Genomic DNA, 26,054 nt, shown 5'->3' with positions numbered 1-26,054 from the left:
CAACGGATCACGACACGAACGACGAAGCGCGGCGCCGCCGACCACGCGTCCGGCGGCGCCGCGTGCCCGTCCAGGCGTCAGCCGATCGGCGGCCTCCGGTCGAACCACGGCCGTGCCTCTTCGAGTTGCGTCGCCAGCGAGAGCAGGAGCCCTTCGGTCCCCAAGCCGCCGACGAACTGCACACCGAGCGGCAGACCGCCCTTCGTCCAGTACGTCGGCACCGACATCGCCGGACGCCCGGTGATGTTCGCCAACTGCGTGTACGGCGTCCACCGCAGGTTCTCGTCCGCGACCCGGTCGACCAGGTCGGTCTTCGCCAGCAGCCCCGCACCGCGCACCGCGAGGAGCAGGCAACTCGCCGCCGCCATCCACGCCGGTGTCGCCAACTGCCCCACCCGCGCGGGCGGATGCGCCAGCGTGGGGGTCAGCAGCAGGTCGTACGTCTCGTGGAACAGCGCGAGTCGGTGGCTGTGCTCGTTCCAGCGGTTGTGCGACGCGATGTACGTCGGCGCGTTCGTCGCGCGCCCGACCGCGGCCATGATCCGCGTGTCCAGCTCGAACTGGTCCTCGCCGCAGCCCGTCGCCTGCCGCACGTGGTCGACCTCGGCGGCCATCGACGCGAACCACATCGTCAGGAAGTCCCGGGCCAGTTGGCGTTCGTCGACGCCGGTGGTCGCCTCCTCGACCTCGTGGCCGAGTTCGCGCAGCAGTGCGACCGCGTCCTCGACGGCCGCGACCGCCTCCGGGGAGACGTCGGTGCCGATCGGCGACACCGTGGCGTACCCGATGCGCAGGCGCCCGGGTTCGCGCCGGGCGAGTTCGAGGTACGGGCCGTCCGACGCGCCGGGCATGTACGGCCCCGCCGGGTCGTGGCCGGCGATGACGTCGAGCATGAGCGCCGAGTCGCGCACGCTCCGGGTCAGTACGCCGTGCACCGCGGCGCCGTGCAGGACCTCCGCGTACGACGGGCCGCTGGGCACCAGGCCGCGGCTCGGCTTGAGGCCGAACAGGCCGCAGCACGCGGCGGGGATGCGGATCGAGCCGCCGCCGTCGTTGCCGCCCGCCGCGGGGACGATCCCGGCGGCCACCGCGGCCGCCGAGCCGCCGCTCGAACCGCCGGGCGTGTGCGCGGTGTTCCACGGATTCCGGGTCGGGCCGTCGACCTGCGGTTCGGTGATGCCCTTGGCGCCGAACTCGGGAGTGTTGGTCTTGCCGAACACGACGAGTCCGGCGTCCAGCCACCGCCGCACCACTTCGGCGTGCTCCGGCATCGGCTGCGTGGCCAGTGACCGCGAGCCGGAGCCGGTCGGCAGGCCGGCGTAGTCCTGCATCAGGTCCTTGATCAGGAACGGCACGCCCGCGAAGGCGCCGGACAGGGTGGACTTGGCGCGCTCCCGGGCGATGTCGTGCATCGGACGGACGATCGTGTTGAGCCGCGGGTCGACCTCCTCGGCCCGCGAGATCGCGGTCTCCAGGAGTTCGGCGGGCTTCACTTCGCCGCTCGCCACCAGGCCGGCCAGGCCGATCGCGTCGTGCTTGCGGTACTCGTCGTACTCCACCGCCGCTCCTCCTCGCCGAGGCGTTGCTACTCGCGAGTAGCCCTCTGTCGAGCGTACCGGGCGCGAATCAAGGCGTGCCAGGGGAGCGAGCCGCGGCAATCCGCACATCTGTGACTACTGGTAACACACGCCGTCCTGCGGGACCGTGTGTGTATGAGCGAGCGCAGCGAGCGACACAGCAGCGGGGCCTGCCGTACCGACGCGGCCGCCGACCGGCGTGCCGGGGCGGCGGCATGAACTCCCACAACCCGCCCGTCCCCGAGCGGTTCGCCGGGGTGCTCGACTGGGTTCCGACGTACGGACACGCCCTGCGCAAGGTCGGGCTCGCTTTCGAGGTCGTGCGTATCGACGGGGATTACGGCGACGCGGTCGCCGACCGCCTGTGCCTGGCGGCGGCAGTGCCGGGGCCGGTCGTGGAGAACCGCAGCCGCCGCCAGGCGCTGTACTTCTTCCTGGCCCCGGGGGCGGGCGCCCCCTACCGGTGGCCGCCGGGCACGACGTACCTTGGGCGGCGCACGGGCGAGGCGTACGTCGGAGTCCCGGCCCTCGACGGCGAGACCTGGCCCCTGTCCTGGCGCTGGCCGCCGACCGTCGAACGCCCCTTCGTGGACGCCGCGTTGCTCCATGCGAGCCTGTGACCGGCACTCGCTCCGCACGGGCGGCGCGGGTTGCTCCGAATGGGGCAGGGGCGGACGTGGTGGGCGACGGGGCACCACGGGCCGACTGGTGGTGGCCACAAGCGCAGAGCTGATCCGGCGTTCGTTCGTGTGTTCGATAGCGGTTTGCGTGGTTTCGCTGCCGTGTTCGAGACCGGCACAGGGGTTCCAACCTGGGGAGATCGCAGGCAGTAGTCGTTCGAGTGGCACGGGTCACCCGTTCCGCCTACGTTTCGGGAAGGATGCCCCGCACCCCAGCGGTGGCCGGTGAAGCGAGGTGAACACCTTGTCCCGCCTGTCCGAGCCCCTGTGTCCGGTACGCGTGCCGGTGGTCGTACCCGCACCCGTACCCGCGTCGGCGGCACTCCCGTCCCCGACGCCCCCGCCCGATCTGGGCGCCCTTCCCGTTCCGACCGAGGAGCCCGCCGAGGACGGCGATCCTCCGTCCGACCCTCCGGTCGTCCTGCTGACCGGCGCCACCGGCGTGGTCGGCGAAGCCATCGCCCGCGCGCTGCGGGCCGACTTCTACGTGGTGGCCCTTCGTGGCCGCCGCGCCTCCTCGCACGCGCACGCCGAGGTCCCCGTCGACCTCGCGTCGCCGCGCCTCGGCCTCGACAGCAGTGCCTGGTCGGAGCTGGCGGCACGTGCCGACGTCGTCGTGCACGCCGGTGGCCGCGCCTGCTTCGACGACAACGCCGACGATTTCCACTGCGTCAACGTGTCGGGATCGCGCCGTGTCGCGGAACTCGCACACGACGCGGACGCGCCGCTGATCCACATATCCACCGCGTTCGTCGGCCACATCGACCAGGCCCGCGAGGCCGCCGCGTTCCTGCCCGGGGACTGCGCGGCGCGTCCGCTGACGTACCTGGAGTCGAAGATCGCCGCCGAGCGCGCGGTCGCCGCGTCCGACGCACGCGCCTGCGTGGTGCGCCCGTCCGTGGTGATGGGGGACACCGGCACCGGCTGGACCCCCGAACCGCAGTCCGTGCACGGCCACATCAAGATGCTGCTCTCCGGCGTCGCCACCTCGGCCTGCGGCCCGCACCAGCGGCTCGACATGATCCCGCGCGACGTGCTCGCGCGTGCGGTGGCGGCGCTCGCGAATGTCGCCGTTCGCGACCCCTCGCGCCTGCCCTCGCTCTACCACGCGTGTGCCGGCCAGGCCGCGCCGACCTGTGAGGAGTTCGCCCGGCAGGTCGCCGAAACCGCGTGGCGCGCCGGACTGCGGCTCGCCGAGCCCGAGTTCCACGACCCGGCGAAGGCCTCGCTGGCGGACTACCCGGGGTGGCGCACGCTGCCGGGCCGGGTACGCGACGTCCTCGCGGTGCAGGCGGCGGGAAGCACGATCCTGGGCGCGGGCGAGGTCTTCGCCACGTCCCTCGGCGCCCCCGAACTCCCCGGCGGGCCTGCCGCTTTGACGGCGGATCAGGTACTGCGCAACGTCGAGTCCGACGTCCGGTTCGTGATGTCGGCCCGCGGCTGAGGTCGCGGCCGGCATCCCCGAAGGGGGCACCCGCCGAATTGCCGGACGGGTGCCCCAGGCGGGAGGAGGGGGAGCAGGTCGGGGGCTCGGGAAGCGGCGCGGTGGCCGTCGGCGCGTCACGAGCGCGCAAGGACGAAACGCGCGCTCTATGCGGAGATGGCACAAAAGCAGCGGTAGCATCGGGCACTTCGGATTCCTGCCGAGGGGAGTGCCTGATGCGCGCGCTTGCCGGCGTGGCTGTTGCCTGCGTACTCGTTTTGTCCGCATGCGGAGAAGACGACAGCGGCGACAAGTCCACGTCGCCGCCGTCGTCGAGCGGGGTTTCGGCACCCGCGACCGCCTCGTCCGTACCGACAACAGCCCAGTCCTCGTCCGCGCCGTCGCCGTCCGACTCCGCGGCCACCCGGCCGTCCGCGACATCCGCGAAGCCCTCGTCCGCGCCTGCGTCGTCGGCCCCTCCATCGGGGCCGGTCGCGGCGCCGAAGTCCAAGGAGGGGGCGATCCAGCGGTACGAGGACTACCTCCACGCGGTCGGCCGCGAGGACATCGACGTGATGTGCGAGATTGCGGGGCCTGCGATGAAGGGCTACGACGGCCCCTGCCGCGAGGGCTTCACGATCATGCTGCAGATGTTCCCGGCCGCGCAGAAGGCGGCGCTGCGGACCGCGACCGTGGACGGGACGAAGGTCGTGGTGGTCAACCCGGCCAAGGTCGAGATGCCCGCCACGGCGGTCAAGGGCGGTGCCAGGTTCACCGAGAACGATCTCGGCGATCACACGCTGGAATACACCGGCGGCAATTGGTTCATCACCGACTGACGTACGGCTGGACGCACATTGCGGCGCGGGTCCCCATGGGGCCCGCGCCGCAGTGCTGTGCGCCACCGATTGCCCGTGCCCCGAGCACGACGCGGTGTGAACTGGTCGGAGTAGGCCGTTGGCTGGGCGATGGCGACGCCTGCCGTGGGGCGATGGCGGCTGCGGCCCCAAGGTTTGTCGCGCCTCGGGGGCCAAGCCGGCTGTCGGCCGAGGAGTCGACGCGCGTCGGGTGTCCCGGGGCGTACGAGGTGGCGGGTTTTCGGCGCGGCCCGCGGGGCTCACGCCGAAACCGTCGGTAGTTCGGGATCGGCTGCGGCGGTCGGGGTTTGCGGGGTGCCGGGCGGTTGCGCCGGGTGGAGGGGGTTGACGGTCTTGTTCACGGGGTGGAAGCCTGGGAGATGAAACAACGTTATATGACGTTCGTTTATCTCGGTGTGCCGCCGCCCGCGGGCCCTGGGCGGCGTGCGCGCCGAACACCTCCCTTCTTCCCGCCTTCTCGCAAGGAGCATCGGCTATGGCCGCAAGAAGACGCGTGCTTGTCGCATGTGTGAGTGCGTGCATGAGCGCGGGCCTGGTCGCCACGGCGGCCTGCTCACCGGGCTCCGGATCCGGGGCACCGAACGCCGCGCCCGCGGACCTGAGCGCCACCACGCCGCCGGGCACCGAGCCCGTGGACCGCGTCACCTGGGCCCTGCCGTACGGCGAGCCCACCACCCTCGACCCGGCCAAGGTCGGCGACTACTCGCCGCAGACGGTCGAGGCCAACCTGTGCGACACACTGCTACGCATGAACGCCGACCTCTCGCCGGCTCCCGGCCTCGCCGAGAAGGCCGCGTGGACGGACGACCGCACTCTGGTCCTCGACCTGCGGCCCGGGGTGGCGTTCTGGGACGGCTCCCCGATGCGGCCCGAGGACGTGGTCCACAGCCTCCGGCGCCAGACCGACCCGCAGACCCAGGGCCTCTACGGCAGCTACCTGGCCGGCGTGACCGCCATCGACATCACCGGGCCGAACCAGGTGACGCTGCGCACCAAGGCGTACGACCAGGGCCTCCGCAAGGCGCTGGCCACCTCGTTCGGCGCGGTCGGCCAGGAGGCGTATGCCCGCAAGGCCGGAGCCGGCTACGGCACGCCCACCGGCGGCCTCATGTGCACCGGCCCCTACAAGCTCGCCTCGTGGAAGTCCGGCGACAGCATCACCCTCGAACGCAACGACGCGTACTGGGATCCGCAGCTCAAGCCGAAGGCGGCGCAGGTCGTCTTCCGCTTCATCACCAACAGCAACACGCTGACCGGTGCGCTGCTCTCCGGCGAGGTGGACGGGACGTACGAACTCCCGCCCACCAGTGCCACCGCGCTCGCGAAGGCCAAGAACGGCACCACCTACCTGGGGCCGTCGACGCAGAACGTGCTGCTGGTGCCGGGCCATGCCGACAGCCCCGCGGCCGACCGCAGGCTGCTCGACGCGCTGTCCCTCGCGGTGGACCGGGACGCGCTCGTCAAGAACGTGTTCGGCGGGGCCGCGAACCCGCTCAAGTCCCTTGTTCCGCCGCTGACTTGGGCCGGGGATCCGGCCGCCGCCCGGCTGGACGCGGCCTATGCCGCGCTGCCGTCCGCCCCGCCGCCGGACGTGGCGGCGGCGAAGCGGCTTGTCGCCGAGGTCGGCGCGCCGTCACGCCCGCTCGTGGCGGCCATCCCGGCCGGCGACCAGAAGGGCCTGCAGATCCTGACGTTCTTCCAGGCGGCGGCGAAGGCGGTCGGGGTCGGCATCGAGATCCGCCAGCTCCAACCGACGGAGATGTCCTCGCTGTTCTACGACCCGTCGATCCGCCAGGGCATCGACCTCGTCCTCACCTTCGGCTACGTCGGTATGCCGGACGCCGCTTCGTACGTGGGGGAGATGGTGAACCCCGGCGGCCTGTTCAACTGGACGAACTACAACAACCCGGAAGTCACCCGGTTGCTCGGGGAGGCGCGTGCCGCGTCCGATCCCGATGTGTCGGCCAAGGCGTACGCCGAGGCCCAGGCCCTGTTCACCCCGACCGTGCCGGTCGTTTTTCTGGCCGCCCCGCACGAACGCATGTTCATGAACAAGCGCATCAGTGGCGCACCCGCGTCGTTCGGTTACCTGGGCATGCCCTGGGCCGCCTACCTCGGTGGGACGCCCCGATGACCCCCGACGCGACGAGCGAACGCACCACGCCCTCACCACGCACACCTCACGGAGCACCGATGACCGACACCCCTGGCGGCAACGAGCTGTGGACCCGCGACGGCGCCGAACTGGCCGCCGGGATGCGGGCCAAGGAGTTCACGGCGGCCGAGGTCGCCGAGGCGTTCCTGCGCCGCATCGACGAGGTCAACCCGGTGGTGAACGCCCTTGTCGACGTACGCCCCGACGAAATCCTGGCCCGTGCGGCCGAATTGGACCGGGCTGTGGCCGCCGGAGGGCCCCTGGCCGCGCTGCACGGCGTCCCGGTCGCCACCAAAATCAACACCGCGCAGCGCGGGTACGCCAGTTCGCACGGCATCCCGGCCTGGGCCGACGCCGTGGCCGCCGACGACGCGGCGTGCGTCGCCGCCCTCCGCGACGCGGGCGCCACCCTGCTCGGCCGCAGCAACAGCCCGGCCTTCGCGGTCCGTTGGTTCACCGACAACGCGCTGCACGGACGCACGCTCAATCCGTGGAGTGCCGGGCACACCCCCGGCGGATCGTCGGGCGGCGCGGCCGCCGCGCTGGCGTCCGGCATGGTCCCGATCGCGCAGGGCAACGACATCGGCGGCTCGATCCGCTATCCGGCGTACTGCTGCGGGGCCGTCGGCCTCCGGCCGACCGTGGGCCTGGTGTCCGCGTGGGAGCCCGCCGGGGACGTGGAGTTCGACAGCCCGATGTCGTTCCAGACCATGGCGGTTCAGGGCGCGCTGGCGTGGACGGTCGGAGATCTGCGGACCGCGACGCGGGTGATGGCGGGCGCTGACCTGCGGGACCCGGTCGGCGTCCCGGCGGTCCCGCGCTTCGCCCGGTCCGGTCCCATCCGCGTCACCGTGGTCCGCGACGTCGGCATCGCCAAGCCGCACCCGTCCGTGGACGCGGCACTCGACACCGCCGCCCGCCTCCTGTCCGCGGCCGGCCACGAGGTCGAGGAAGCGGCGGAACTGCCGGAGCTGGCCGAGGCGGCACGCCTGTGGTCGCTGCTGCTCTTCGAGGAACTGCGCACGATGCTGCCGGAGATCGAGATGTTCGGGGATGCGGGGGTGAAGGACTCGCTGGCCTCGACGTTCCGGGTGGCCGCGGAGATCTGGGGCGAGCAGCCGACGCTCGCGACGTACATCCGCGGCTACGCGCGGCGCGGCACCCTGATCACGCGCCTTCAGCAGTACCTGGGAGCCGACCGCATCCTGCTCACCCCCGTGTCGGCCGAACCGCCGCTGGAACAGGACGCGGACCTGGCCGGCGACGACCGCATGTGCGAAGTCGTGGCCGCTCAGTGGCCGTTGCAGGCGGTTCCGGTTCTGGGCTTTCCGGCCGTCGCGGTCCCGACCGGGCCCGCCGGGGGTCTGCCGTCCGGCGTGCAGCTCATCGGCGGCCGGTTCCGCGAGGAACGGCTGCTCGACGCCGCCGCGGTGATCGAGGCCGGGACGTCGCGGAGCCGTCCGGTGATCGCGGCCGCGCACGGCTGAGCCCCACAGCCCCGGAGCGGCTGAGCGTCGGAGCACCACCGCTCCGGGGTACCCGCCGCCGGCCGCCCGGGTCAGTGCGCCGGACCGCCCGCGAGCGCGGTCCGTGCGCGGTTCAGGTAGTCGCGGAACGCCCGTCGCTCGACGGCGGAGAGCCCGCTCAGCATGCGCTCCTCCAGGGCGCGTACCTCCGCGTTCGTCCCGGTCAACAGCGCCTTGCCGGCGGGCGTGAGCGTGATGAGCAGTCGTCGGCGGTGCCCGGGGTCGTGGTCCCGGGCGATGAGGCCGCGGCTCTCCAGCGCCGTCACGAGGTCGCGCATCGCCTGCGGCGTCACGAAGGAGTTCCGGGCCAGTTCGGCGCTGGTCATCCCGTCGCGGCGGTCGAGCACGGTCAGCGCCGTGTACTGGAGCGCGGTCACGCCCGCCGGCCGCAGGAGCTCGTCCAGGTGCGCGCGGACCGCCAGCTCCACCTGTTTGACGGCGTAGAGCAGCAGGGGGCCTGACTCCCGGGGTACGTCGTCCTCGGCCGCTCGCGCTGCCATCTCGTTCGCTCCTTGCCTGCCCGCCGCGTGTCCGACGCCTGCTCGCAGGCCGTCCGGCCCCGAGTCTCGCACGTCGCGGATTCCCCGCGGGGCGGTGACCAGTGCAAGGAATCCTGATATAAGGAATCCTGTCATTGCCTATGCGGAGGGCACAACCATGAGAACCGCTGCCACGGGCAGCCGCCCGAACTTCGGCCTCGGCACCTGGCCGGCGCGGCGGGCGCGGATATCGCCCGAGCGGGTCGCGCTCGTCGAGGGTGACCGCGTCCTGACGTACGCCGGACTCGCCGACCGCACCGCGCGTCTCGCGGGCCACCTGGCCGCGCTGGGCGTACGGTCCGGCGACCGCGTGGCCTACCTCGGCGCCAACGGGATCCCGGTCTTCGAGACCTTCTTCGCCACCTGGCTGCTCGGTGCCGTCGCGGTGCCGCTGAACTTCCGGCTCTCCCCGGTCGAGATCCGCTACATGCTCGAGGACTCGGGCTCCGCGGTCCTGGTGCACAGTCCGGACACCGACGCCCTCGTCACCGCGGCGGCCCCGCTGCCGGAATCCGTCCGGCACCGGATCGAGGTACGCCCCGGGCACTTCCCGCCCGAGGGCGTCGAGTCCGGCGGCCCCGCGCTCGAAGTGCCGCCTCCGGTGGGCCTCGACGACCCGGCCGTCCTGCTCTACACCTCCGGGACGACCGGACGCCCCAAGGCCGCGGTACTCACGCACGGCAATCTCACCTGGAACACCGTCAACCAGCTCGCCCACATCGACCTGCGTGACACCGAACGGGCGCTGTGCATATCGCCGTTGTTCCACGCCACCGGGCTCGGCCAGGTCACACTGCCGACGCTGTTCAAGGGCGGCAGCGTCGAGCCGGTCGCCAAGTTCGACGCCGGAGCGATCCTCACGCGTATAAAAGAAGCGCGCATCACCAGCTTCTCCGCGGTGCCTACGATGCTCCAACTGCTGTGCGAGCACCCGCTGTGGGACCGGATCGACCTGGGCTCGCTCACCAGCGTCATCTACGGCGGCTCACCGGTACAGGAACGGGTCGCCCGGGCGTGGCTCGACCGCGGCGTGCGGCTCCAGCAGGGGTACGGCATGACCGAGGCGTCGCCCGGTGTGTACATGGCCCCCGCCGAGGGCTCCGCCGCACGCCCCGTGTCGGTCGGCGTGCCGCACTTCTTCACGGACGTCGCGATGCTGCGCGACGGCCGCCCCGAGGATGTGGGCGGCGACCCGGGCGAACTCCTGGTACGCGGGCCCCACGTCTTCTCCGGCTACTGGAACCGGCCCGACGAGTCCGAGGCATCCTTCGTGGCCGGCTGGTTCCGCACCGGCGACCTGCTGTCCTCCGCCGACGACGGCTGGGCGTACGTCGCCGACCGGGCCAAGGACCTGATCATCTCCGGCGGCGAGAACGTCTACCCCGCCGAGGTCGAGGCGGTCCTGTTGCGCCTGGACGCGATCGCCAACGCCGCCGTCGTGGCCGTCCCCGACGCCCGCTGGGGGGAAGTGGGCGCCGCCTACCTCCAGTTGCGGGAGGGCGCCGTACTCGAAGAGGCCGACGTACGCGCCCACCTCGAAGCGCACCTGGCCCGCTTCAAAGTCCCCAAGTTCCTGGTCTTCGTGCCGGAACTCCCGGCCAACGCCACCGGCAAGATCCGCCGCGTGGAACTCCGGGCCCGGGCCGCGGCGGAGTTGACCGCCGCGGAGTCGGCCGCGGCCGACTCCGCGACCGCGGGCCCGGGCACCGCCGACCGGACCGCCACCATCACCACCGCACAACCCGCCGACGCGGACCGCGCCGGCGCGGAAGGAACCCCGTGACCAGCACCACTCCCCACCCGGCGGACGCCGCCCCCCACCACGCCGTGCCCCTCCCTCCGTCACTGCGCCTGGAACTGCACGGCAGCGTCGCGGTGTTGCGGCTGTCCCGCGCCGCCAAGCGCAACGCCCTCGACGACGCCACGGTGCTGGGTCTGGAGGCCTTCTTCGCGGCGCCGCCCGAGGGCGTGCGTGCGGTCGTCCTCGACGCCGCAGGCGACCACTTCTGCGCCGGACTCGACCTCGGCGAGCTGACCGAACGTGACACCCTGGAAGGCCTCGCGCACTCCCGCATGTGGCACCGCGCCTTCGAGCGCATCGAACGCGGAACCGTGCCGGTCGTCGCGGTCCTCAAGGGCGCGGTTGTCGGCGGCGGCCTCGAACTGGCCTGCGCCGCCCACCTGCGCGTCGCCCAGCCCGGGACCTTCTACGCGCTGCCCGAGGGACAGCGCGGACTGTTCGTCGGCGGGGGAGGCTCGGTGCGGGTACCGCGACTGATCGGTGTCCACCGCATGACCGACATGATGCTCACCGGTCGCATCGTCGGTGCGGACGAGGGCCAGGCGATCGGCCTCTCGCATTATCTGGCAGCTCCCGACGGCGCGTTCGAGCGTGCCATGGAGCTGGCACGCACCGTCGCGGCGAATGCCGCGGTCACCAACTTCGCGGTGCTCCAGGCCCTTCCGCGCATCGCCGCGGCGAACCCGGCCGAGGGCTACCTCCTGGAATCCCTGATGGCCGCCGTCGCCTCCGGCAGCACCGAGGCCAAGGAGCGCATGCGCGCGTTCCTCGACGGCCGCGCCGCAAAGGTGGGACGGCCGTGACGGAACCCCTGATCCTGCGGACCCCGACTGACGAAACACTCCGACGCAGCGAACTCGGACGCTACTTGCGTCACTTGGACGAAGCCCGCGGCCTCCGCTTCGCGGACTACGGCGCCCTCCACCGGTGGTCTGTGTCCGACACCGCGGAATTCTGGTCGTCCATACGCGAGTTCTTCGGCGTACGCTTCGCCGCCCCGGAACGCGCGGTGCTCGGCAGCCGTGTGATGCCCGGCGCGGAGTGGTTCCCCGGCGCCACGCTCAACTACGCCGAGCACGCACTCAAGGGGGCCGGGGCCGCCGATGCGGCCACCGCGCTCACGGCGTACTCGCAGACGCGCGATCGTGTCGATGTCACGTGGGGGGAGTTGCGCGACCAGGTCGCGCGGGCACGTGCGGGCCTGCGGGGGCTCGGAGTCGGTCCCGGCGACCGGGTCGCGGCCTACCTGCCGAACATCCCGGAGACCGTCGTCGCCTTCCTCGCGACCGCCAGTCTGGGAGCGGTATGGGCGAGCTGCGCACCGGAGTTCGGCGCGCGCAGCGTCGTCGACCGGTTCGCGCAGATCGAGCCCACCGTGCTCTTCGCCGCCCCCGGGTACCGCTATGGGGACAAGGACGTCGACCGCCGCGGAACCGTCGACGAGATTCGCGCGGGATTGCCCACGCTGCGTGCGGTGGTCGCCGTCGCGTACGGCACCGGCGAACTGCGCGACGCCGTCGGATGGGACGACCTGCTGGCCGGGCCCGCCGAACGCGGTGCGGAGCCGGTGCCGTTCGACCACCCGTTGTGCGTGCTGTTCTCGTCCGGCACCACGGGGCGCCCCAAGCCGATCGTGCACGGGCACGGCGGCATTCTCCTCGAACACCTGAAGAACCACGCGCTCAGCTGGGACCTGGGCCCGGGGGACCGGATGCTGTGGTTCACCACGACGGCCTGGATGATGTGGAACGCCCTCGTGTCCGGACTGCTCGTCGGATCGGGCCTCGTGCTCATCGACGGGAACCCGCTGTTCCCCGATCTCGACGCGCAATGGCGCATCGCCGCGGAATCGGGGGCGACGCTGATGGGCGCGAGCCCCGGCTACCTGATGGCCTGCCGCCGCGCCGGGCTCGAACCGGTGCGCGCGTACGACCTTTCGGCGCTGCGGCAGATCGGCGCGGCCGGCAGCCCGCTGCCTCCGGAGGGATACCGGTGGGTGCACGAGCAGTTCGGGGACCGGGTCCTGCTCAACGTGGGCAGCGGGGGCACCGACGTGTGCGGCGGAATCGTGCAGGGTGGGCCCTGGCAGCTCGTGTGGGCGGGAGAGATCTCCGGTCCGGCTTTGGGCGTTGCGGCGGCGGCGTTCGACGACGAGGGCACGGAGGTCGTCGGCGAACTCGGCGAACTGGTCATCACCGTTCCCATGCCGTCGATGCCGGTCGGCTTCTGGGGTGACGACGACGGATCCCGCTACCGGGCCGCGTACTTCGACACGTATCCGGGGGTGTGGCGGCACGGCGACTGGGCGCGGTTCGCCCCGACCGGCAGCTGCGTCGTCGCCGGGCGCTCGGACGCCACCCTCAACCGCGGCGGTGTCCGGCTCGGCACCGCCGAGTTCTACCGGGTGGTCGAGGAAGTCCCGGAGATCGCCGACAGCCTCGTGGTGCACCTGGAGGACCCGTCGGGAGGCAACGGCGAGTTGCTGTTGTTCGTGGTCCTGTCCGGGACGGAGACCGCGGGGGCTGCCGGTGCCGACGTGCTCGATGCGGCGCTGCGCGCGCGTCTCGTGGCCGAACTGCGCGGCGCTCTCTCGCCCCGCCACGTCCCGGACGCGATCACCGCGGTACCCGCGATCCCGCGCAACCGCACCGGCAAGAAGCTCGAACTGCCGGTCAAGCGCATCCTGCTCGGTGCCGCCGTGACCGATGTGGTCGGTCCCGACGTGCTCGCCGATCCGGCGTCCCTCGACCCCTTCCTCGCCCTCGCGGCAGCCCGGAGGCCCGCATGAGCAGCACTTCGGAACCGGTCCGGCGCGTCGCGATCGTCGGCACCGGGGTCATCGGCGCCGGCTGGGCGGCACACTTCCTGGCCCGGGGCCTGGACGTCGTGGCCACGGACCCGTCGCCCGGTGCGGAGTCGCGGCTGCGCGCGGATGTTGCCGCACACTGGCCGACGGTGACCCGGGCCGGACTCGCCGAGGACGCCTCGTCGGACCGGCTGGCGTTCACCGCCGACCTCGAAACCGCAGTCGGCGACGCCGATTTCGTCCAGGAGAACGGGCCCGAGCGCGAGGACGTCAAACAGGCGCTGTTCGCCGCGTTGGACGCCGCCGCGCGTCCGGAGACCGTCATCGCCAGCAGCTCGTCCGGGCTGGCCGCCACCGCCATCGCCCGGGACTGCGCGGCCCACCCCGAACGCGTGCTGATCGGGCACCCGTTCAACCCGCCGCACCTGATCCCACTCGTCGAGGTCGTGCCGGGCGAGCGCACCGGCGAGGAAGCGGTGGCCCGGGCACTGGACTTCTACACCGCGGTCGGCAAGAAGCCGATCCGGGTGCGCCGCGAGGTGCCCGGCCACATCGCCAACCGGTTGCAGGCGGCGCTGTGGCGCGAGGCGTACTCGCTCGTCGACCGCGGCGTCGCGACGGTACGCGACATCGACACGGCCATCGCGCACGGGCCCGGCCTGCGCTGGGCGCTGCTCGGGCCGTTCGCCAACCAGCATCTGTCCGGCGGCCGCGGCGGGATCGCGCACATCCTCGAACATCTGGGCCCGCCGACCGAGGCATGGTGGCGGGACCTCGGCGACCCGTCGCTCACCCCGGAGTTGGCGGCCAAGCTCGTGGCCGGCGTGGAGGACGCGCTCGACGGCATCGGAGTCGACGAACTCGCGGCCCGGCGCGACGCGTTGCTGCACGCGCTGCTGGCCCTCAAGGCGGCGGCCGACCTGCCGTGACCCGTCCGCCGAACCACCCCGGAAGCCCCGGTAACCATCCCTCGGAGAGACCCATGGACCTGACCGCACTCGACGCGATCGACGTACACGTGCACGTCGAACAGGACGGCCGGGGCTGCCTGGCCCTCGACCGCGAACTGCTCGACGCCTCCGCCGCCTACTTCAAGGCCGACCAGGACCGCACTCCGACACTGGAGCGCATAGCCGAGCACTACCGCGCGCGGCGTACCGCGGCCGTGGTCTTCACCGTCGACGCGACCGCCGCCACCGGGCATCCCGCGCTCAGCAGCGAGGAGATCGCCGACGCCGCCGCCGAACACGCGGACGTTCTCGTCCCGTTCGGGTCAGTGGACCCGCACGCGGGCCGCGCCGCGGTCGACCGGGCCAGGCGCCTGGTCACCCGACACGGCGTGCGGGGCTTCAAGTTCCACCCCAGCCTCCAGGGCTTCGACCCCAACGACGTGCGCTTCTACCCGTTGTACGAAGTGCTCGCGGAGGAAGGCGTCCCGGCGCTGTTCCACACCGGCCAGACCGGCATCGGCGCGGGCCTGCCCGGCGGTCGGGGCATCAAGCTGCGGCACTCGAACCCGATGCTCCTCGACGACGTGGCCGCGGACTTCCCCGAACTCACCATCGTGATGGCCCACCCGTCGGTGCCTTGGCAGGACGAGGCGATCTCGATCGCGACCCACAAGGCCAACGTCTACATCGACCTGTCGGGTTGGTCGCCGAAGTACTTCCCGCCGCAGCTCGTTCGCGCCACCAACACGCTGCTGCGCGAAAAGGTGCTGTTCGGCTCGGACTTCCCGGTCATCACCCCGGAGCGCTGGCTCGCGGACTTCGCGAAGCTCGACATCAAGGACGAGGTGCGCCCGCTGGTGCTGAAGGAGAACGCCGTACGCGTGCTGGGCCTCGCCGGGGGCCGCGGCTGATCGGCCGACCCGGCCGGCGCCACCTGGCCCCGCGGATCAGCCGGTCTCCCGACCGGCTTACCGCGCGTCCACGTGCACGAGCATGTCGACGACCGCGCGGGCGACTTCGGCCGCGCGGTCCGTCGTCCACAGCTCCGGATCCTCGACCGTCGAGATGAAGTAGCCGCGGACGAGCAGGAAGAGGATGTCGGCGGCCAGTTCCGGGTCCGGTACGCCCGCGTCCTCGGCCGCGTCGCGCAGTTCGGCCCGCGAGGCGTGCGGCTCCCTGGTCTCCGGCGATCCGGCGGAGTCGGCGTCGAAGCCCACCGACGACAGCATCTCGACCCACAGCCGGCGCAGCAGCAGGTCGTCGGGGTCGGTGGTGAGGTTCCAGGCGACCGTGGCGCGCAGCCGGTCCTCGCCCCGGAGTTCGCCGACGTGGGTGTCCAGGTCCGTGCGCCAGCGGGACTCCGCGGCGTCGACGGCGTTGGTGATCAGTGCGATCCGGGTGGGCACGTAGTTCGTGACCATCGCCGTGGACCCGCCCAGTTCCTTGGCCACCGCGCGGATGGTGACCGCGCGTGCCCCGTCGCGGGCGGCGACCGCGAGGGTCGCCTTGGCGATGGCCTTGCGGCGCTGGACTTCGTCGACGTCGATCGGCATGGCGGCAACCTAGCTCAGTGGGGGCTTGACGTGGCACATCGCGTGATGCAACGTTGTTATATCACATTGTTTTTCGCAGGGGTTCCCCTGCGGTTCACCGGTGAACTCCCGGTGACCCCCTTCGCCTTCCCCAGCATCCGCTGCATTCTCCCGCGTTGGAGCGCACATGAGCCTTGCCTTCGAGCGCGTCGCCGCGCAGCCGGTCCCCGAACACGCGCGGCAGCACCTGGTCCGCATGCGCGACGGGGTGAGGCTGGCCACCGACGTCTACGGCGCCAAGACCGAGCCCGCACCGACCGTTCTGGTCCGCCTGCCCTACGACAAGAACAGCCGCTACGTCTTCTTCGAGCAGGTCGCCGAGCGGTTCACCGCCCGCGGCTACGTCATGGTCGTCCAGGACGTCCGCGGCAAGTTCCGCTCCCAGGGCCGCACCCTCGGCTGGACCGGAGAGGTCGACGACGGCTACGACACCATCGAATGGGTGACCCACCAGCCCTGGTCGGACGGCGTCGTCGGCATGTTCGGCGACTCCTACTACGGCTTCACGCAGTGGTCCGCCGTCTCCAGCCAACACCCCGCCCTGCGCGCGATCGTGCCGCGCGTGACGTGCACCGACGTCGTCCCCGGCGTCGCGACGGTCGACGCCCGTGCGGAGCGTCAGCCGGGCTGGCTCGAAGGCGCCGACTACCTCGCCCACGTCTGGGTCGACAACGACACCTACGAGTTCGAGCCGGACCTGACGACGCGGCCGCTGATCGCCGCGTATGAGCAGGCGTTCACGGCCATCGGGAAGCGCTCGGCGGGCTTCGACCTGGTCGTCGGCGGCATACCGCTGGCCGCGTACAACGGGCCGCACCCGTACGACGCGCGGCCCGTGCCGGTGTTGCACTGCGTCGGGTGGTTCGACAACCTCGGCGTCGCCCACATGCGCGACTACACCGAACTCGCCCGGCGGCCCGGCTGGGCGGCGGTGCAGTACCTGAGCGCCGACAGCACCGACCACGAGAACTACTTCCTCGAACACGCCCCGGTGGCTCCCGAAACCGACCACATGGTCGACGACGACGCCCTCACGCGCATGCTCGACGCGTACACCGCGCCCGCACTGCGCTTCTTCGACGTGTTCCTGAAGGGCACCGAGCATCCGGACACGCTGCCGCGCGTGCGCTGGAAGCTCGGCCACGTCGGATGGCGGACGTCAACCTCCTGGCCGCCGCCCGGGGCGACCGCGCTCGACCTCCACCTCGACGCACCCGCCGCCGCGCCGGGCCCGCTCCCGGGCGGGGTCCTCGGCGAACGGCCCGCGGCACAGGGGGAGTCCGTCGAGTGGCGGTACGACCCCGACGACCTCGTACCGTCGGCGGTGGCCAACACCTTCATGCTCCTGCACGACCACCCGGACGAACGGCCCACCGCGGACCGCGACGACGTCCTCGTCTTCACCACCCCGGCCTTCGAAACGCCGCTGGACCTGGCCGGGCCGGTACGTGCGGAGCTGCACGCCGCGAGCACCGCTCCGACGTACGACCTGTTCGTCCGCCTCCTCGACGTCGCCCCCGACGGCACCGCCCGGCTCGTCGTGCGCGGTTGCGTGCAGGCGGACGCGCCCGGCGCGTGGGACGTCGACCTCGGGCACACGGGCTACCGCGTACGCACCGGGCACCGGCTCGCCCTCACGCTCGCCTCCAGCGACTTCCCGAACCACGTGCCGAACTCCGGCTCCACCGAGAACCCCTGGTACACCACCGCACCCAAGGCGAGCCTCCAGACCTTGCGTACCGGCCCCGGGCAGCGCTCACGACTGCGCCTGACCGTGCTTCCGGCCGCGTCCGGAACCGGGGAGTGAGGCCGCGATGTCGCCGGCATTCGTCGCCACCAGACTCGCGACCCTGGCCGTCACCGTCGTGATCGCCGGCCTCGCCATCCACGGCGCGCTGTTCCTCGCCCCGGGCGACCCGGCCACGCTGCTCGTCGGCGGCGCGCGCAAGCCCGACCCCGAAGTGCTCGCCCAGATCCACCGCGAGTACCACCTCGACGACCCGTTCCTGCAGAGCTGGTGGCACTGGTTCGGCAACTGCCTGCACGGCGACTTCGGCAAGTCGCTCGTCTACCGGGACAGTGTCGGCCACCTCGTCGCGGCCCGCGCCGGCGACACGTTCGCCCTGGTCGGCTACGCGGCCGTCCTGGTCCTCGTGACCGGAACACTCGCCGGGACCCTCGCGGGACTGCGCGGCGGCCGGACGGAATCGTTCGTCACCGTGGTGACCGCGGGCGCGATGGCGATCCCGACGTTCATCATGTCGGTGCTGCTGATCTGGGTGTTCGCCGTGCAACTGCCGTGGTTCCCGGTCTACGGCTCGGGCAGCGGCTTCGTCGGCACGCTGACCCACCTGACCCTGCCGGCCGTCGCCCTGGCCGTCTCGTGGGTGGGGTACGTCGCCCAGGTCACCCGCACGTCCGTACGCACCGAACTGCGCTCGGAGCACGTCGAGACGGCACGCAGCCGCGGCGTCCCCGAGTCGGTGGTCGTCCGGCGCCACGTGCTCCGCAACGCGTCGGGGCCCATCTTCGCGGTGTCCGGCGTGGGGGTCGCCGGACTCATCGCCACCACGGCGGTCGCCGAACAGGCCTTCGGCATCGGGGGACTGGGCGCGCTGATGATCGAGGCGGCGGGCAAGCAGGACCTGGCCGTGGTGCAAGCCGTCGCCCTGCTGTTCGTCGTGGTGTTCGTGGTCGTCAACACCGTCGTCGACCTCGTCAGCGCCGCGCTCGACCCGCGTACCGCACAGAAGGGACGCGCATGAACGGGCGAAGCGAACTCGTTGACAAAGAGATGTGGTTCGTGGGCGCGGCCGGCAAACCGCGGCCGCCGCGCGACCGCGTCACCACCGCCGCCGCATGTGTCGTCGGGCTGTTCCTGCTGCTGGCCGTGTTCGGGCCCCTGGTGGCCCCGCACGACCCGAACGCCGTCGACCCCTTCAACGTCAACGCCGGCCCTTCCGGGGCGCACCTCCTCGGAACGGACGACACCGGCCGCGACATCCTGTCCCGGATCATCTGCGGCACCCGTGCCAGCCTCACCGCCCCGGCACTCGTGGTCCTGTTCTCCACGATCGCCGGAACTCTGCTGGCGCTCTGCGCCGCCTGGTTCGGCGGCTGGGCCGACCGGCTGGTCTCCGGCCTGCTCGACGTCGTCTTCGGCTTCCCGGGGCTGATCATGGCCGTCCTGGCGGCCGCGGTGTTCGGGCCGGGGCCGACGGCGCCGGTGATCGCGCTGTCCATCGCGTACCTCCCGCTGGTCACGCGCGTGGTGCGGTCCGCGGCCATGAAGGAACGCGGGCTGCCGTACGTCGCCGCCCTGCACCTGCTCGGCGCGCCCACGCACCGCATCTGGCTGCGGCACCTCCTGCCGAACCTGGCGCCACTCGTCCTGGTCCAGGCCACCATCGGCTTCGGCTACGCCCTGCTCGACGTCGCGGCAATCTCGTTCATCGGCCTCGGCAGCCAGCCGCCGGATCCCGAGTGGGGGCTCATGGTGTCCAACGGCGCCCCCGGCATCCTCGCCGGGCAGCCGCAGCAATCCCTCTACGCCGGCCTCGTGGTGCTCGTCGTCGTGGTCGCGTTCAACCTGCTGGGATCGGGGCTCTCCCGGCGCCTGCTCGGAGAGGGCACATGAGCATGAAGCACTCCACACCGCCGTTGCTGGACATCGACGCGCTGCGCATCGACCTGTCTGTGGGCGGGACGCCGCGGACCGCCGTACACCGCGCCGACGTCCGCATCGCCGAGGGCGAAGCGGTCGCGCTGGTGGGCGAGTCCGGATCCGGCAAGTCGCTGACCGCGCGTGCCGTGCTGCGGCTGCTGCCCGAGGGCGCGCGTACGCACGGAGGCCTGCGGTTCGCGGGAGAGTCCGTGCCGGACATGTCCCGCGCACGGCTGCGGGAATTCCGGGCGGGCGACGTCGCCATGGTCTTCCAGGATCCGCGCGCCCACATCAACCCGGCGCGCGGCGTCGGCGACTTCCTCATCGAAGGCCTCACCACCGCGCGGGGCGTCGCGGTGGCCGAGGCCCGGACGAAGGTCGCGGGCATCCTGCGCGAGGTCGGCATCGGCGACGCGGAACGCCGCATGCGGCAGCGCCCCTGGGAACTCTCCGGAGGCCTCCTGCAACGCGTCATGATCGCCGCGGCGCTCGCCGCCGAGCCGCGGCTGCTGCTCGCCGACGAACCGACCACGGCACTCGACGTGACGACCCAGGAGGAGGTCATGGCGATCATCTCCGAGACCCGCGAAGCACGCGGCCTGGCCATGCTGTTCATCACCCACGACCTGGAACTGGCCGCCGCGGTGTGCGACCGCGTGGCGGTCATGTACGCGGGATCGACCGTCGAGGACCTGCCCGCCGCGGCGCTGCAGGACGACGCGGCGCACCCGTACACCCGCGCGCTCCTCGCCTCGCGGCCGTCCGTCGGCGACACGCGAGGCGAACTCCGGGCCATCGCGGGCCGCCCGCTGTCCGGCTTCGAGGCCCCGTCCGGCTGCGCGTTCGCCGCCCGATGTCCCCGGGCACGCGAGCTGTGCGACGACGAGCCGCCGCGATCGCGCCCCGCCGGCGCGGGCTCCGCCGCCTGCCACTTCCCGCACACCCGCGCCCCCGAGGAGGCCGGATCGCATGCTTGAGGTTCACAACCTGCGCAAGGTCTACGGCGATTTCGTCGCCGTCGACGACGTCAGCCTCACCCTTCCCGAGGGCGGGTCGCTGGCGGTGGTGGGGGAGTCGGGCTCGGGGAAGACCACCACCGCACGCATGATCGCGGGCCTGGAGGCGCCGAGCGGCGGTCACTTCGCGGTGGGCGGCGAACCGCGTCGGCCCGGCCGGGTGGGCGGCGCCGAGCGGCGTACCCGGGCCCGGCAGATCCAGATGGTCTTCCAGGACCCGTACTCGTCGCTCGACCGCCGCCAGCGGGTACGCGACGCCGTCGCCGAGGCCGTACGCCTGCACCGCCCGGGCAACGGCGCAGCCGTCGACGACCGGGTCGCGGAACTCCTCGGCCTGGTCGGGGTGGACGAGCGCCAGGCCCGCTCGCTCCCCAAAGGGCTCTCCGGCGGACAGCGCCAACGCGTCGCGATCGCCCGGGCTCTCGCCGCCGAGCCACGCGTACTGATCCTGGACGAGGCGGTCGCCGCCCTGGACGTGTCGATCCAGGCGCAAATCCTGAACCTGCTCGCACAGGTGCGGGAAAGCACCGGGACGGCACTGCTGTTCATCACCCACGACCTCGCGGCGGTCCCGCACATCAGCGACGAGGTCCTGGTGATGCGCACCGGACGGGTGGTCGAGCAGGGCCCGGTCGGGCGCGTGTTGGGCGCGCCGCGCGACGCGTACACCCGGCGTCTGATCGAGTCCATCCCCAAGCCCGGCTGGAAGCCGCGGCGCCGACCGCGCCCGGACGCCGACTGACCGAACCGCCCTGCCGGGTCGCCCACGCGCCCGACCGATCCGCAAGCCGGGCCGACCCGGTCCGCAGCTTTGCACCGCGGCGCGACAACCGCGCCACCCCACGATCAAGGAGAGACCATGTCCTTCGCACCCGCCCTCGAGTTCGTGTTCGAAATCAGGGCCCAGGTGTCCGAAACCCTGCACATCGGCCACGGCGACGGCGAGATCACGGAGTTCACGCCCATCGTCGGCGGCAGCGTGAGCGGCCCGCGGCTCACCGGCAAGGTGCTGGCCGGGGGCGGGGACTGGAGCAGCACGCGCGGCGAGATCTGCGAACTGGAGGCCCGCTACCTCGTGCAGGCCGACGACGGCTCGGTCGTCGACATCGTCAACCGCGGCTTCTACCACCCCGACCCCGACAGCCCCGACCAGCACGACGGAGACGTCAAGGTCTCCGAGGCCGGCCACTACTACCGGACGTCACCCGTGTTCCGGACCGACGCCCCGGCCCACCGCTGGCTCGCCGAGACGGTGTTCGTCGGCCTGGCCCGCCCCGACGGGGACGACGTCGTGGTGATCCGCATGTACGCGGTCCGCTGACCGGCCGCCGCGTCCGCGCGCGCGGCGCACCGCGTAGGCCGCCAGCACCCCGCCGAGGCTGACCAGGCTCGTGAGCAACTGCGTGCGCTGGTCGTCGATCACGGCCATGGCCACCAGCACGCCCAGGAACCCGGCGATGACCACCCAGGTGAGGTACGGGTACAGCCACATCTTGAGCGTCAGCCGCTCCGGTGCCTCTCGCTCCAGCCGCCGCCGCATGCGCAACTGCGAGGCACCGATCAGCAGGTACATGAAGATGGCGATCGCACCGGAGGAATTGACCAGGTAGGTGAACACGCGGTCGGGGGAGAGGTAGGCGAGCAGCACGGACAGCCAGCCGACGACCGTGCCCGCCAGGATCGCGCGGGTGGGGACGTTCCGGCGGCTGGTGGCGACCATCCAGCGCGGGGCGTCGCCGTGCTCGGCGAGCGCGAAGACCATCCGCGAGGACACGTACACCGAGGAGTTCAGCACGCTGAGCACCGCGGTGAGGATGACGATGTCCATGACGGTGCCGATGCCGTCCACGCCGATGGTGTCGAGCGCGGCGACGTACGGGCTCTTGAGCACCTCGGCGCCGTCCCACGGGACGATCGTCACCACCAGGAAGATCGAGCCGACGTAGAACAGGATGATCCGCCAGATGATGCCGGTGGTGGCACGGGCCACCGAGCGCTCCGGCTCGCGGCTCTCCGCCGCCGCGATGGTCACGATCTCGGCCCCGCCGAACGCGAAGATCACCACGACGATCGCCGAGAAGATCGAGGTGAAGCCGTTGGGCGTGAACCCGTCGTGGGAGGTCAGGTTGGAGAAGTCGAACGACGAGCCCGGCCACGCGCCGACCACGAAGAGCGTGCCGACGATCAGGAAGGCCACGATCGCGGCGACCTTGATCGAGGAGAACCAGAACTCGAACTCGCCGAAGGACTTGACCGACAGCAGGTTGGTCGCGGTCATCACCAGCATGAGCCCCATGGCCAGCAGCCACAGCGGCGCGTCGATCCAGGCGTGCAGGATCGCGGCGCCGGCCACCGCCTCCACGGCCACGATGATCACGTAGTAGTACCAGTACAGCCAGCCGATGGTGAACCCGGCCCACGGGCCGATGGCGGTCCGCGCGTAGTCGGAGAACGACCCCGAGGACGGCCGCGCCACGACCATCTCGCCGAGCATCCGCATCGTGCACAGCACGAGCGCGCCGGCGAGGCAGTACGACACGATCGCGGCGGGTCCGGCGGTCTTGATCACCGAACCGCTGCCGACGAACAGGCCCGCGCCGATCGCGCCGCCGATGGCGATCATCGACATGTGGCGGTTGCGCAGCGACCTGCTCAGCTGGGGGACGTCCGTCCCGCCCGCCTTGCGCGGCGGCTGCGGGATCGTCGGCGAAGGCCGGTCCGCGCGCACGGCGGTGGCGGCCCGCGGCACACCCGTCGGTCCGGCCGCGTGCCGTTGGCGGGCGCGCCGGAGTAGGACGTACGGGAAGGGCGGAGCAAGGACGAACGGAACGAGGGGCGGAACGGTTCGGCGAACGAGCGGGAACCGTCAAGGGGCGTGGCGGCAGGCGTCGGCCGGAGCCGTGCGCCGCCGCACCGGGCAGTCCGGCCGGGTCAGGTCCATTCGGCCTCCCGGCCGCTGCCGATCACCCAGGTCAGCGCGCGGAAGTGGCGCAGCGCGGTACGGGCGTCGGGGGCGGTGAACGCGACCGTCCGCGGCCCGTCGGGGGCGACCCCGGGCATCGCGGTGGCACGGTCGGCCAGGTACGGGCTGTCGAGGTCCACCGAAACGGTCAGCGCGGTGCCGCGGCTCGGGGCACCGGGCAACTGCGCGGTGCGCGCCCGCGCCCGGTCGGCCAGAGCCGCGGTCGCCGCGCCGGTGATGTCGGCGGCGGTGGCCGCGGGTGTACGGCACACCGCGGCGTGCCTGCTCAGCGCCGTCTTCACGGCGACGGTCCGGGCGCCGGGAGCCCAGGACCGGGCCGCCGCGCAGGTCAGGTCGTCGCCGGTGACCAGTACCACGGACACCTGTGCCTCGGCGGCCACGAGTGCGTTGAACCGGCCTTCGTCGGTGGGCACTTCGTCGATGCGCACGGCGAGGATGCTGTGCGACAGGTAGGTGTGGGCCAGGACGCCGGGTTCGCCCGCGCCGGTGTGGTAGCCGACGAACGCCACGGCGTCGACGCCGAGTTCGATGCCCTGCATCATGCCGAGCGGCTTGTGGCGGCCGACGATGAGGCTCGCGCGCGGGTCGAGGTCCTCCAAGAGGACGTTGTCCATTCCGCAGTGTGCGTCGTTGACCAGGATCTCGTCGGCTCCGGCGGCGGCGAAGCCGGCCACGGCGGCGTTGACGTCGCCGGTCAGCAGGCGGCGGAAGCGCTCGTAGCGCGGGGTGCCGGCGGTCACGTCGGCGGGCAGGACGGTGCCGGTGGCACCCTCCATGTCGGCGGAGATCAGGACGCGCATGCGGGCACCTCCTCGGGGCCAGGGTCGCGGCCGGGGTCGTCGTCGGCGTTGCCGGCGGGGTCGTCGCCGGGCGCGCCTTCGGTGGCGGCCCGCATGGATTCGGCGGCCCCGGCGTCGACCAGGCCGACGAGGGAATCGGCGTACGCGGCCCCCGACTCCGCGACGATCTCGGCGAGCGTCTGCGCCTCGCGCACCAGGGCGAAGCGCGCGCGGTCGGCGTCGTCGAAGCGGAAGCCGTAGACCGCGGGGCGGGGCAGTGAGTTGTAGGCGAAGTGCGACGAGAAGTAGTAGGCCCCGGTGTCGTAGAGCGCCACCACGTCGCCCGGTTCCAGCAGGGGCAGTTCGCGGCCCTCGGCGGTGAGGTCGCCGGCGAAGCAGCACGGCCCGGCCACGTCCTGCACGACGGATGGCCCGGCCTTCGGGACGCCGTCCGCGTCGAACACGCCGATCCGCAGCGGCCACGCCCGCGGCATGAAGACCGTGCGCGCGGCGACCTGCGCGCCCGCGTGGGTGATCGCGATGGGTCGCCCGCCGGCGGACTTGGTGTACTCCACCCGGGTCAGCACCATGCCGTGCTTGGCGAGGACGGAGCGGCCGAACTCGGTGACCAGGGCGTACCGGCCGTCGAACAGGCCCGGGACGTCCTCGCGCAGCTGCGCCACGTAGGCGGCGTGGCCGGGGCTCTCCTCGTCGCCGTCGAAGTTGACCGGAAGGCCGCCGCCGATGTCGAGGCTGTCGATCTGCCGGTGACCGACGGCGGCGTTGATGTGCTCGGCGAGTTCGTACGCGGCCCGGACACCGGCGGAGATGAGCGGCAGCGGGCAGCCCTGCGAACCGACGTGCGCGTGCAGCCGGGTGAGCCAGGGGCGTCGGCGGAAGGCCTCGACGAGGGCCTCCTCGGCACCGGGGTCGCGCAGCGCGATGCCGAACTTGGAGGTGTCGGTGGCGGTGCTCATGGCGCCGATGGCACCCGCGCCGACCTGGGGGTTCACCCGGATGCCGAGCGGCCCGCGCGGGGTGCGGTCGTCGGCGGGCCGGGCGGCCAGGACGGCGTCGAGGCGTTCGAGCTCCTGCCAGTTGTCCAGGTTGATCGCGATGCCCAGGTCGACGGCGAGTTCGAGTTCGTCGATGGTCTTCGCGGGGCTGTCGAACACCAGCCGGTCAGCGCTGAAGCCGGCCGCGAGGGCTTGCGCCAGCTCGCCGGGGCTGGCGACCTCGCAGCCCATGCCCGACTCGGCGAGCAATTGCAGGACGGGGACCAGGCCGCACGCCTTGGCCGCGAAGGTGTGCAGTACGGGCGCGGGCGACTCGAACGCCGCGTGCAGCCGGGCCACCGTGCCGCGGATGCCCTCGACGTCGAGCAGCCCGACCACCGGAGCCGGCGCGTCGAGCAGACCTTCGCGTACCGCGAGGCGCACCGCCTCGTCGAGCACCGCGCGCCGCCCGGCGTCAGGGGCTGTGCCGGTGGCCGTGCCGTCGCCGCCCACGATGGTGGGGGAAGCTGCCGCGGAGAGGCCGGAGAACACAGGGAACACCTCGGATTTCGTGGGCGGACGCGTCCGCCGGGGCGGGGGCGGGGACCGGTACGTCGAAAAGCATGGTCCCGGAGCCGCGACGGCGTCATCAGCCGATCGTACGGAGTCGTACGCGGGACGTTGGCCGAT

General features: G+C 72.3%; 22 protein-coding genes. 16 read left to right on the top strand and 6 right to left on the bottom strand.

From position 1 onward, the window contains the following. Positions 1 to 77 precede the first annotated feature (77 nt). On the bottom strand, positions 78 to 1,559 hold the full coding sequence (locus ACWD12_RS05545; RefSeq protein ID WP_450098452.1) for an amidase: 1,482 nt from the start codon (positions 1,557 to 1,559) through the stop codon (positions 78 to 80). A 233-nt stretch (positions 1,560 to 1,792) separates the two neighbouring features. On the opposite strand from ACWD12_RS05545, the gene ACWD12_RS05540 reads away from it, so the two are divergent. The 5 genes from ACWD12_RS05540 (at position 1,793) to ACWD12_RS05520 (ending at position 8,200) form a co-directional block, all read left to right on the top strand. Then, entirely contained in the window at positions 1,793 to 2,197 is a 405-nt protein-coding gene (locus tag ACWD12_RS05540) for a hypothetical protein (protein WP_450098451.1), read from the top strand. Positions 2,198 to 2,501: 304 nt separating this feature from the next. After that, positions 2,502 to 3,701 carry an SDR family oxidoreductase gene (locus tag ACWD12_RS05535; RefSeq protein WP_450098450.1) on the top strand — a complete coding sequence of 400 codons (1,200 nt, stop codon included), beginning with the start codon at positions 2,502 to 2,504 and terminating at the stop codon, positions 3,699 to 3,701. 215 nt (positions 3,702 to 3,916) lie between these two features. After that, on the top strand, positions 3,917 to 4,519 hold the full coding sequence (locus ACWD12_RS05530; RefSeq protein WP_450098449.1) for a hypothetical protein: 603 nt from the start codon (positions 3,917 to 3,919) through the stop codon (positions 4,517 to 4,519). A 559-nt stretch (positions 4,520 to 5,078) separates the two neighbouring features. Continuing rightward, positions 5,079 to 6,692: an ABC transporter substrate-binding protein gene (locus tag ACWD12_RS05525; protein WP_450098448.1), complete on the top strand. Its 1,614-nt coding sequence runs from the start codon at positions 5,079 to 5,081 to the stop codon at positions 6,690 to 6,692. 59 nt (positions 6,693 to 6,751) lie between these two features. Next, complete coding sequence (locus ACWD12_RS05520) at positions 6,752 to 8,200, top strand: amidase (protein WP_450098447.1); 1,449 nt, start codon at positions 6,752 to 6,754, stop codon at positions 8,198 to 8,200. 71 nt (positions 8,201 to 8,271) lie between these two features. Here ACWD12_RS05520 and ACWD12_RS05515 read toward each other — a convergent pair whose 3' ends face one another. Beyond that, entirely contained in the window at positions 8,272 to 8,739 is a 468-nt protein-coding gene (locus ACWD12_RS05515; protein ID WP_450098446.1) for a MarR family winged helix-turn-helix transcriptional regulator, read from the bottom strand. A gap of 157 nt (positions 8,740 to 8,896) precedes the next feature. Between ACWD12_RS05515 and ACWD12_RS05510 the strand changes: the two genes are divergently transcribed. From ACWD12_RS05510 to couO, 5 genes are read left to right on the top strand one after another with little or no spacing between them, the layout of a single operon-like run. Continuing rightward, positions 8,897 to 10,561: an acyl-CoA synthetase gene (locus ACWD12_RS05510; protein WP_450098445.1), complete on the top strand. Its 1,665-nt coding sequence runs from the start codon at positions 8,897 to 8,899 to the stop codon at positions 10,559 to 10,561. Beyond that, entirely contained in the window at positions 10,558 to 11,382 is an 825-nt protein-coding gene (locus ACWD12_RS05505; RefSeq protein ID WP_450098444.1) for a crotonase/enoyl-CoA hydratase family protein, read from the top strand. The genes ACWD12_RS05510 and ACWD12_RS05505 overlap by 4 nt, the downstream gene beginning before the upstream one ends. Next, positions 11,379 to 13,367 carry an acetoacetate--CoA ligase gene (locus tag ACWD12_RS05500; RefSeq protein ID WP_450098443.1) on the top strand — a complete coding sequence of 663 codons (1,989 nt, stop codon included), beginning with the start codon at positions 11,379 to 11,381 and terminating at the stop codon, positions 13,365 to 13,367. Before ACWD12_RS05505 ends, ACWD12_RS05500 begins: the two co-directional genes overlap by 4 nt. Further along, the gene (locus ACWD12_RS05495; RefSeq protein ID WP_450098442.1) at positions 13,364 to 14,314 is read left to right on the top strand and encodes a 3-hydroxyacyl-CoA dehydrogenase NAD-binding domain-containing protein; all 951 of its coding nucleotides are present in this window, start codon (positions 13,364 to 13,366) and stop codon (positions 14,312 to 14,314) included. The genes ACWD12_RS05500 and ACWD12_RS05495 overlap by 4 nt, the downstream gene beginning before the upstream one ends. A 53-nt stretch (positions 14,315 to 14,367) precedes the next feature. After that, the gene (gene couO / locus ACWD12_RS05490; protein WP_450098441.1) at positions 14,368 to 15,246 is read left to right on the top strand and encodes a 4-hydroxyphenyl-beta-ketoacyl-CoA hydrolase; all 879 of its coding nucleotides are present in this window, start codon (positions 14,368 to 14,370) and stop codon (positions 15,244 to 15,246) included. Positions 15,247 to 15,303: 57 nt separating this feature from the next. Here the strand turns inward: couO and ACWD12_RS05485 are convergent, their stop codons facing one another. Further along, on the bottom strand, positions 15,304 to 15,888 hold the full coding sequence (locus ACWD12_RS05485; protein ID WP_450098440.1) for a TetR/AcrR family transcriptional regulator: 585 nt from the start codon (positions 15,886 to 15,888) through the stop codon (positions 15,304 to 15,306). Between the two features lie 166 nt (positions 15,889 to 16,054). On the opposite strand from ACWD12_RS05485, the gene ACWD12_RS05480 reads away from it, so the two are divergent. The 6 genes from ACWD12_RS05480 to ACWD12_RS05455 all read left to right on the top strand — a co-directional run bounded on the left by ACWD12_RS05480 (position 16,055) and on the right by ACWD12_RS05455 (position 21,928). Next, entirely contained in the window at positions 16,055 to 17,734 is a 1,680-nt protein-coding gene (locus tag ACWD12_RS05480; RefSeq protein WP_450098439.1) for a CocE/NonD family hydrolase, read from the top strand. Between the two features lie 7 nt (positions 17,735 to 17,741). Beyond that, entirely contained in the window at positions 17,742 to 18,692 is a 951-nt protein-coding gene (locus ACWD12_RS05475) for an ABC transporter permease (RefSeq protein ID WP_450098438.1), read from the top strand. After that, positions 18,689 to 19,564 (top strand): ABC transporter permease, encoded by an 876-nt coding sequence (locus ACWD12_RS05470; RefSeq protein WP_450098437.1) that lies wholly within the window; start codon positions 18,689 to 18,691, stop codon positions 19,562 to 19,564. The genes ACWD12_RS05475 and ACWD12_RS05470 overlap by 4 nt, the downstream gene beginning before the upstream one ends. Then, the gene (locus ACWD12_RS05465; protein ID WP_450098436.1) at positions 19,561 to 20,568 is read left to right on the top strand and encodes an ABC transporter ATP-binding protein; all 1,008 of its coding nucleotides are present in this window, start codon (positions 19,561 to 19,563) and stop codon (positions 20,566 to 20,568) included. The genes ACWD12_RS05470 and ACWD12_RS05465 overlap by 4 nt, the downstream gene beginning before the upstream one ends. Continuing rightward, complete coding sequence (locus ACWD12_RS05460) at positions 20,561 to 21,349, top strand: ABC transporter ATP-binding protein (protein WP_358359594.1); 789 nt, start codon at positions 20,561 to 20,563, stop codon at positions 21,347 to 21,349. The genes ACWD12_RS05465 and ACWD12_RS05460 overlap by 8 nt, the downstream gene beginning before the upstream one ends. A 117-nt stretch (positions 21,350 to 21,466) precedes the next feature. Next, on the top strand, positions 21,467 to 21,928 hold the full coding sequence (locus tag ACWD12_RS05455) for a DUF3237 domain-containing protein (protein WP_450098435.1): 462 nt from the start codon (positions 21,467 to 21,469) through the stop codon (positions 21,926 to 21,928). On the opposite strand, the gene ACWD12_RS05450 is transcribed toward ACWD12_RS05455, so the two are convergent. The 3 genes from ACWD12_RS05450 to ACWD12_RS05440 all read right to left on the bottom strand — a co-directional run bounded on the left by ACWD12_RS05450 (position 21,809) and on the right by ACWD12_RS05440 (position 25,877). Continuing rightward, positions 21,809 to 23,356, bottom strand: coding sequence for an amino acid permease (locus ACWD12_RS05450; protein WP_450098434.1), 1,548 nt, complete (start codon positions 23,354 to 23,356; stop codon positions 21,809 to 21,811). The genes ACWD12_RS05455 and ACWD12_RS05450 overlap by 120 nt on opposite strands. Positions 23,357 to 23,538: 182 nt before the next feature. Next, positions 23,539 to 24,390: a M55 family metallopeptidase gene (locus ACWD12_RS05445; RefSeq protein ID WP_450098433.1), complete on the bottom strand. Its 852-nt coding sequence runs from the start codon at positions 24,388 to 24,390 to the stop codon at positions 23,539 to 23,541. After that, positions 24,378 to 25,877 (bottom strand): diaminopimelate decarboxylase, encoded by a 1,500-nt coding sequence (locus ACWD12_RS05440; RefSeq protein WP_450098752.1) that lies wholly within the window; start codon positions 25,875 to 25,877, stop codon positions 24,378 to 24,380. The genes ACWD12_RS05445 and ACWD12_RS05440 overlap by 13 nt, the downstream gene beginning before the upstream one ends. Positions 25,878 to 26,054 lie beyond the last annotated feature (177 nt).

This window comes from Streptodolium elevatio (assembly GCF_053592165.1).
This window is presented reverse-complemented; position numbering and strand designations above follow the sequence as displayed.

Bases quoted from the DNA above. Each gene is read 5' to 3' on its own strand.
- ACWD12_RS05540 (WP_450098451.1), top strand. From the start codon at position 1,793: ATGAACTCCCACAACCCGCCCGTCCCCGAGCGGTTCGCCGGGGTGCTC.
- ACWD12_RS05530 (WP_450098449.1), top strand. From the start codon at position 3,917: ATGCGCGCGCTTGCCGGCGTGGCTGTTGCCTGCGTACTCGTTTTGTCC.
- ACWD12_RS05525 (WP_450098448.1), top strand. From the start codon at position 5,079: ATGAGCGCGGGCCTGGTCGCCACGGCGGCCTGCTCACCGGGCTCCGGA.
- ACWD12_RS05520 (WP_450098447.1), top strand. From the start codon at position 6,752: ATGACCGACACCCCTGGCGGCAACGAGCTGTGGACCCGCGACGGCGCC.
- ACWD12_RS05515 (WP_450098446.1), bottom strand. From the start codon at position 8,739: ATGGCAGCGCGAGCGGCCGAGGACGACGTACCCCGGGAGTCAGGCCCC.
- ACWD12_RS05510 (WP_450098445.1), top strand. From the start codon at position 8,897: ATGAGAACCGCTGCCACGGGCAGCCGCCCGAACTTCGGCCTCGGCACC.
- ACWD12_RS05495 (WP_450098442.1), top strand. From the start codon at position 13,364: ATGAGCAGCACTTCGGAACCGGTCCGGCGCGTCGCGATCGTCGGCACC.
- couO (WP_450098441.1), top strand. From the start codon at position 14,368: ATGGACCTGACCGCACTCGACGCGATCGACGTACACGTGCACGTCGAA.
- ACWD12_RS05485 (WP_450098440.1), bottom strand. From the start codon at position 15,888: ATGCCGATCGACGTCGACGAAGTCCAGCGCCGCAAGGCCATCGCCAAG.
- ACWD12_RS05480 (WP_450098439.1), top strand. From the start codon at position 16,055: ATGAGCCTTGCCTTCGAGCGCGTCGCCGCGCAGCCGGTCCCCGAACAC.
- ACWD12_RS05475 (WP_450098438.1), top strand. From the start codon at position 17,742: ATGTCGCCGGCATTCGTCGCCACCAGACTCGCGACCCTGGCCGTCACC.
- ACWD12_RS05470 (WP_450098437.1), top strand. From the start codon at position 18,689: ATGAACGGGCGAAGCGAACTCGTTGACAAAGAGATGTGGTTCGTGGGC.
- ACWD12_RS05465 (WP_450098436.1), top strand. From the start codon at position 19,561: ATGAGCATGAAGCACTCCACACCGCCGTTGCTGGACATCGACGCGCTG.
- ACWD12_RS05460 (WP_358359594.1), top strand. From the start codon at position 20,561: ATGCTTGAGGTTCACAACCTGCGCAAGGTCTACGGCGATTTCGTCGCC.
- ACWD12_RS05455 (WP_450098435.1), top strand. From the start codon at position 21,467: ATGTCCTTCGCACCCGCCCTCGAGTTCGTGTTCGAAATCAGGGCCCAG.
- ACWD12_RS05445 (WP_450098433.1), bottom strand. From the start codon at position 24,390: ATGCGCGTCCTGATCTCCGCCGACATGGAGGGTGCCACCGGCACCGTC.